The organism is Shewanella benthica KT99, from assembly GCF_000172075.1.
Lineage (GTDB): Bacteria > Pseudomonadota > Gammaproteobacteria > Enterobacterales > Shewanellaceae > Shewanella > Shewanella benthica_A.
Genome location: NZ_ABIC01000096.1, coordinates 1 through 2,085 on the forward strand (window position 1 = coordinate 1; position 2,085 = coordinate 2,085).

Annotated in this window: 2 protein-coding genes; both read left to right on the forward strand. The window is 43.1% G+C overall.

What is annotated here, in order from left to right; translation table 11 throughout:
* The coding region (locus KT99_RS19640; RefSeq protein WP_005503773.1) for a DUF444 family protein at positions 1–462 on the forward strand (462 nt) is incomplete at its 5' end.
* A 9-nt stretch (positions 463–471) separates the two neighbouring features.
* Entirely contained in the window at positions 472–1,995 is a 1,524-nt protein-coding gene (locus tag KT99_RS19645; RefSeq protein WP_005503789.1) for a SpoVR family protein, read from the forward strand.
* Positions 1,996–2,085 lie beyond the last annotated feature (90 nt).

The window sequence follows — 2,085 nt, forward strand, 5'->3', positions numbered from 1 at the left end:
CGCTTCTATATCTTGCTATACCTCTTTCTAACCCGTACCTATAAGAATTTAGATGTTGTCTATATTCGCCACCATACTCAGGCAAAAGAGGTCGATGAACATGAGTTCTTCTACTCACAAGAAACCGGTGGCACCATAGTCTCAAGTGCATTGAAACTGATGTACAAAATCCAGCAGGAACGTTATCCGGAGAGTGAATGGAATATCTATGCGGCCCAAGCATCTGACGGCGATAACTGGGCCGACGACTCACCCAGTTGTAAGCAACTACTGGAGAAAAAGATCTTGCCTGTGGTGCGCTACTTTAGCTACATAGAGATCACCAACCGAGCTCATCAGACACTGTGGCGCGAGTATGAGGGCCTACAGAAATCTTTCGATAACATAGCCGTACAGCATATCAAACAGGCCGAAGATATATATCCTGTATTTCGAGAACTCTTCAAGAAGCAAGCTGTATAAGGGGGCGTTATGGATAACCAGCAAAGGCGGACACAGCTCGATGACGGGCCAGACTGGAACTTCGAACTGCTGCAGAAATACTTAACCGAAATTGAGAGGGTCGCCAGCCACTATAGGCTAGACTCATACCCCAACCAAATTGAAGTGATCACCGCAGAACAGATGATGGATGCCTATGCGGGTATCGGCATGCCTTTAGGCTACACCCATTGGTCCTTCGGTAAAAAATTTATTGAGACTGAACAGAGTTATAAACGTGGCCAAATGGGGCTAGCTTACGAAATTGTCATTAATTCTGACCCATGTATCACTTATCTGATGGAAGAAAACACTATCACCATGCAAGCCTTGGTGATGGCTCACGCGAGTTTGGGTCATAATAGTTTCTTCAAAAATAACTACCTTTTTAAAACTTGGACCGATGCCAGTTCTATCATAGATTATCTGGTTTTTGCCAAGAACTATATCAGCCAGTGCGAAGAGCTCCATGGCATAGAGCAAGTTGAGCTGATAGTAGACTCGTGCCACGCTCTGATGAACTATGGGGTCGATAGATATAAGCGGCCGAGCGAGATATCATTTAAAGAGGAACAGCTCAGGCAGAAAGAACGTGAAGAATATCTTCAGAGTCAGGTCAACGACCTGTGGCGCACCGTGCCTAAGGCACATCAAGAGCAGGATGAGAAAACCGAGTTAAAATTTCCAGAAGAACCTCAGGAAAATATACTTTACTTCATCGAAAAACACGCTCCCTTACTGGAGCCCTGGCAAAGAGAGATAGTGCGGATAGTAAGGAAAATGGGGCAATACTTTTACCCTCAGAAACAAACTCAAGTAATGAATGAAGGCTGGGCTACATTTTGGCATTACACGATTTTAAATCACCTCTATGATGATGGTTTACTCACAGACAGTTTTATGATGGAGTTTCTGCAAAACCACACCAATGTTATTGTGCAGCCAAGCTACAACGACCCCCACTACAATGGTATTAATCCTTATGCCTTGGGCTTCAACATGTTTATCGATATCAGACGTATCTGTGAAAACCCCACCGATGAAGACAAAGAGTGGTTTCCTGATATAGCCGGCAGTGATTGGTTAGAGACTTTACATTTTGCCATGCAGAATTTTAAAGATGAGAGCTTCATTAGCCAATACTTGTCACCTAACATCATCAGGAAATTTAAACTGTTCAGTATTTTGGATGATGATAAGAAAAACTACCTTTCTGTCTCAGCGATTCATGATGAGCAGGGGTATCAAGATATACGTCAAATGTTATCTCAACAGTACAATCTCTCCAACCTTGAGCCGAACATCCAGATCCACCAGGTTGAAGTCAGCGGCGATCGCTCACTTACCCTACAATATATTCCCACGAATCGAATACCTTTAGCTAAAAGTTGCCACCAAGTGGTAAAACATTTACATAGGCTCTGGGGGTTTGATATCAGATTGGAAGAGGTTAACGATCAAGGAATCGCCACGATTATCGCTGCTTGCCCCGATAAAGAAAAGGAGTCAGATTAACCCATAGAGCGATAAAAATTAAGCACAAAAAAAGCGCCAACAGGCGCTTTTAACATTCACATATAAAGATTATGCGAATTAAAATCGACA